This is a genomic window from Dietzia cercidiphylli, assembly GCF_014145145.1.
Lineage (GTDB): Bacteria > Actinomycetota > Actinomycetes > Mycobacteriales > Mycobacteriaceae > Dietzia > Dietzia natronolimnaea.
This window is the reverse complement of sequence record NZ_JAALEA010000208.1, coordinates 1-4,228: the sequence shown is the minus strand read 5'-3', so window position 1 is coordinate 4,228 and position 4,228 is coordinate 1. Positions and strand designations below refer to the sequence as shown.

The window sequence follows — 4,228 nt, the reverse complement described above, 5'->3', positions numbered from 1 at the left end:
GCCACCGCCGCGGCGCCCGGCCCGGTGGCGCGGGCCGTGAACAACTGCGGGTGCGGCAGCAGCAGGTCCCCGCGTGCCACCCGGACGATCGCGTCCGCCAGCGTGAACGCGCCGTCCTCACCGACGCGCGCGACCATGTCCTCCGCGGCGGTGCTGCCGCGGATTCCCCGCGTCACCCACATCCACCCGCGCCGGCGATCGGCGCGGATCACCAGTTGCGACGCCCACTCCTGCCGGCCCGAGGGCGCGATCAGCGCCAACGTCTCACCATCCCGGATATCGCCGAGTCGGCAGATCAGCGTGTCGAGAAACACGCCCCACGCGCACTCGGTGCCATCCCTCATGCCGTCGTCTCGCCGTCCCATGTCTTCCCGTTCCATGTCACGCCCCTTCCGACCCCGATTTAGCACTCCCAACGCGCTAAACATTAGCACGCTTATCGCGCTAATGTGAGGGCATGTCCGATCTCGAACGATTCCCCCGTCCCGCCGTGGCAGTGGACCTGGCGATCCTCACCGTGACGGGAGCCGGCGGCACCGACCCCGAGCTACGGATATTCACCCAATCGCGGACCGATCCCGACGGTCGCGCACTGCCCGGCGCCTTCCTCCGCGAACGCACGAGGGTCTCCGAGACCGCCGATTACGTGCTCCGCGAGAAGGTGGGGATCGCACCCCACGAGACCATCCGTCCGCGCCTGTTACGACTCTTCGACGACCCGGAGCGCGACGGACGGACGTGGGCCGTCTCCGCCGCGCATGCGCTCCCCCTCCCCGAATCAGCACTGTCCGGAGCGAATGGTGATCTCACGAGGGTCACCATCGACGGTCGACTCGAGGGCGTCGACTCACTTCTGTTCGACCACGACTCGATAGTGGACGCCGCGATCCGGGACGTCCGGGAGCGCTACGAGATCCGCCTGCGCTACGTCGACGTCGGCCCGGACCCCGATGGCTTCCTGGCCGAGCCGTTCACGCTCCTCCAACTGCGCCGGGTGCACGAGGCCGTCATCGGTGAGGCGTTGCACAAGGACAACTTCGCCAGGCGGATGCGGCCGCACCTGGAATCGGTCGTGGATGACGACGGCGAGGTGGCCCTCTCCACGGCGCTACGCGGTCGCCCGGCCGCGCTGTTCCGGCGTGCGCGCTGACTTGTGTTGCGCCGACCGGGACCGCAGCACCAGGATCACGCCGACCGCGCTGACCGCCATACCGACCACCGCGAGAACAGTGATCGGCACCCCGAACATCAGCCACACCCAGACCATGGTGGTGGGCGGGGTCAGATAGAGCAGGACGCTGGCCACCGTCGCGCCCCGGGTGCGGGTGACGAACACGTAGAGGACGTACCCGCAGAGCGTGGACAGGAACACCAGCCAGGCCACCGCCACCCAGAACTCGGGCTCGGCCGGCACCGCGCCCTGTCCGACCAGCAGCATCGCGGCGACCAGTGCCACCGCTGCGACGACCGACTGCATGGTGATGGACTGGAGCAGGGTCTCCGTGGGCCTGAGGCGTTGGGTGAGGACCGTCCCCGTGGCCAGACTCAGCATCCCGGCCACCGGGAACAGGTACGCCCACCACGGGGCGCTGCCGGCACCCAGGCCGCCCGAGACCACCACCACGACGCCCGCCATCCCGAGCAGCATGCCGATCCACATGACCGGTGTGGTCCGTTCCCCGAGGAACCTGCCCGCGACGGTCGCCACGAGGAGCGGCTGCAGCGCCGCGATCAGCGCCGCCGTCCCGCCGTCGACGCCGCGGGCGACACCCTCGAAGATCATGAACAGGAACACGGCCTGACTGAACAGACCCAGCACCGCCTGCCGCGCCCACGCCCTCCGGTCGGTCAACCGCACCCGGAGCACGAGGCAGACCGAGAGCAGCAGGAGCCCGAGGATCGAGAACCGCCAGCCGAGCAGCTGCAGCGAGGTCCCACCGGTCCGGGTCCCGAGCTCCGCGCCGACATAGCCCGAACTCCACATGATCACCAGGGCCACCGACGCCAGATGGCCGGCGTTGCGGCGGAGCGCATCTCGAGCGGGCTGGGGCATCGGCCCAGCCTACGAAGCGGCCGGTCTCGTCGTCGTCGTACCGTCCGCCCCACCCCCGGCCCCCGGCGCACGACCTCGGCCATATGAGTCACCGGCGGAGGGACGAACGACGAACGCCCCCGTCCGCGTGGACGAGGGCGCTGCCGGTACCGCTGTTGTGCGCCCGAAGGGACTCGAACCCCTAACCTCTTGTAATCGGGTCACTCTCGGCGGGGTCATTCCATGAGATTCGTTTACGGCTGCCGACGTGGGGATATGCACCCTGCCCGCATACCTTGGACGCTGCCGGGATTCGTCTAGGTTTCAATCAATGTGCTGGATAAAACATGGACGGGGTATAAACCTCCAGCACTCTCGCGCGCGGGGATTCGACAAATGCACGACACCCCCAACACCGGATGGTGCTGGGGGCGCTGCCACGCCGGTCACCAGGACCTGTGGGGCGCGGCATCCGACCACGAGGGCCGGGGGTCTTGGGTTACGCGGCGAGGTTCGCCACGTCCTCACCGGCAGCGGAGACGGACACCGTAGCCACACCACCGGGAGTCGGATCGGATGCGTTCGGATCAGTCACAGCGGCCTGTACGAACTTGAGCTTCTCGGCGATGACGTGGCGGGTGGACTCGGCGCGGCCTGCGGTCGACGCGGCGGCTGCGTACTCGGGCGAGCGCTGCTGGAGCGCGTGGTCGATCATCGCCATACCAGCCTCTCCTGCCTGCCCTCCCCTCACCGAGTAGTAGTCAACAGCGTGCTCGTGCAGGAGCGGAAGGTCGGCCTGGTCCGCATTGACGATGAGTTCGACCAATGCGCCTGCGCCGGCCTCCAGAGCGGCGGACACACGCTGCGCCCGACGCTGGTGGCGTAGTTCGGCGAGGAGCTGCTCTTCGGTGGTCCCGGTCGGGGTGACCATCGCGGACTTCAACTCGTCGCGCTGGCGGGAAGCATTGTCGATTGCGGCGGACGCGGCGGCGGCAAGCTCCGCCACCTTGTCGTCCCAGGCGTTGTGCTGCCGGTACCGGTCGAACGTGTCCGCGATGCCCTGGGGCGTGTAGTCGCCACTGGACCGCAGGCGGGTTGCGGTGGCTCGGGCCTCGGTACGGATGGCGTCGAGTTCAGTCTCGATCTGGTGCAAGGTCTTACGGGTCATCGGGTGTTCCCTTCGATGGTGATGGGTCGGTCGTGGTCGTCGTGGTCGGTGGTGTTGGCTACGTGCTCCGCCCATGAGGCGAACCCCGATGCGAGCGTGTCGAGCAGCGAGTCGCCCCGGTCGTCGTGGTCGGTCGTGGACACCCGGTCCGCGATGATGAGCAACTTCCCCGCCGGCAGATCCGCAGCCGATGAGAGTGCGCGAATTAACGCCGGGTCCGGGCTCTCCGATTGCAGCTCCACAAGCAAGCGTCGAGCGGCGAGGCTGGCGGTCTCCGAAAACATCGCGGACAGTTCGTGCTGTGAATCGGCCACGAGTGCAGCGGTCGCCTGCCGGGTGTGCTCCCGGGACCACTCCACGCCCGCTTCGACGGCGGCCGCGTCAACCGCCCGCCGGGAGATCCCTAGTTCACGGGCGCAAGCGTTCCTGCCGTATCCCTGCTCTGCCAGCTCCCTTACGCGCGCGGGCGCGGGTCCGGCACTCCCGGTCATGCGGCATCCTCGGTCTGTTCGTCGTCCCGGCGGCGGGGGTCATGGTGTGCGATTGCATCCGAGACGGCGGCGATCATCGGGCGTATCGCTTGCGGGTTCTCGATGAGACAGTCAGCGAGGGCGCGGCGGGTGCGGTCGGCTACGGCCTCGGCTTTGGCTTGCGGGGTGTCGGCGTCGGGATTGAGCGGGAACTTCCACCGGGGGTCCACGCTCGTGACGGCGGCGAACAGCAGCACCTTGGCGTCATCCTCGGAGAGCTGCCGGACTATACGGGCGGCGGTGGTCGAACGGGCGTCGATGAGGGCGTCGAGGCGGTCCTGCACGAGGCTCGTGCGGGCGAGCATGAGGGTCAACTTCAAAGCCACGAGGGGCCTCCAGTCAGTCGGGATGGTGGGGGGTTAGTCGGTGCGCCGGCGGGGGCTGTAGAGGTCGCGAATGTATTTGTCTTGGCGTGCGAGGTGGGCTACTCGGTCGCCTCGGCGGACGTTGCACCGCTCCCCGGCTGGAGTGTTCCCGCTAAAGTGGCCACTGCAATTA

General features: G+C 68.4%; 6 protein-coding genes. 1 reads left to right on the top strand and 5 read right to left on the bottom strand.

Annotated elements, in window-relative coordinates; all coding sequences use genetic code 11:
* The coding region (locus tag G6028_RS08090; RefSeq protein ID WP_182658574.1) for a hypothetical protein at positions 1–380 on the bottom strand (380 nt) is incomplete at its 3' end.
* A 77-nt stretch (positions 381–457) separates the two neighbouring features.
* Here G6028_RS08090 and G6028_RS08085 point away from each other — a divergent pair.
* Positions 458–1,150, top strand: a complete 693-nt coding sequence (locus G6028_RS08085; RefSeq protein WP_182658573.1) for an NrtR DNA-binding winged helix domain-containing protein — start codon at positions 458–460, stop codon at positions 1,148–1,150.
* Here the strand turns inward: G6028_RS08085 and G6028_RS08080 are convergent.
* From G6028_RS08080 to G6028_RS08065, 4 genes are all read right to left on the bottom strand, one after another.
* A complete protein-coding gene (locus tag G6028_RS08080; protein WP_182658572.1) occupies positions 1,109–2,053 on the bottom strand; it encodes a DMT family transporter in 945 nt (314 codons plus the stop codon). The genes G6028_RS08085 and G6028_RS08080 overlap by 42 nt on opposite strands.
* A 478-nt stretch (positions 2,054–2,531) precedes the next feature.
* Entirely contained in the window at positions 2,532–3,200 is a 669-nt protein-coding gene (locus tag G6028_RS08075; RefSeq protein WP_182658571.1) for a hypothetical protein, read from the bottom strand.
* Complete coding sequence (locus tag G6028_RS08070; protein ID WP_182658570.1) at positions 3,197–3,691, bottom strand: hypothetical protein; 495 nt, start codon at positions 3,689–3,691, stop codon at positions 3,197–3,199. The genes G6028_RS08075 and G6028_RS08070 overlap by 4 nt, the downstream gene beginning before the upstream one ends.
* Entirely contained in the window at positions 3,688–4,056 is a 369-nt protein-coding gene (locus tag G6028_RS08065; protein ID WP_182658569.1) for a hypothetical protein, read from the bottom strand. The genes G6028_RS08070 and G6028_RS08065 overlap by 4 nt, the downstream gene beginning before the upstream one ends.
* Positions 4,057–4,228: the final 172 nt, after the last annotated feature.

Bases quoted from the DNA above. Each gene is read 5' to 3' on its own strand.
- G6028_RS08070 (WP_182658570.1), bottom strand. From the start codon at position 3,691: ATGACCGGGAGTGCCGGACCCGCGCCCGCGCGCGTAAGGGAGCTGGCA.
- G6028_RS08085 (WP_182658573.1), top strand. From the start codon at position 458: ATGTCCGATCTCGAACGATTCCCCCGTCCCGCCGTGGCAGTGGACCTG.
- G6028_RS08075 (WP_182658571.1), bottom strand. From the start codon at position 3,200: ATGACCCGTAAGACCTTGCACCAGATCGAGACTGAACTCGACGCCATC.
- G6028_RS08080 (WP_182658572.1), bottom strand. From the start codon at position 2,053: ATGCCCCAGCCCGCTCGAGATGCGCTCCGCCGCAACGCCGGCCATCTG.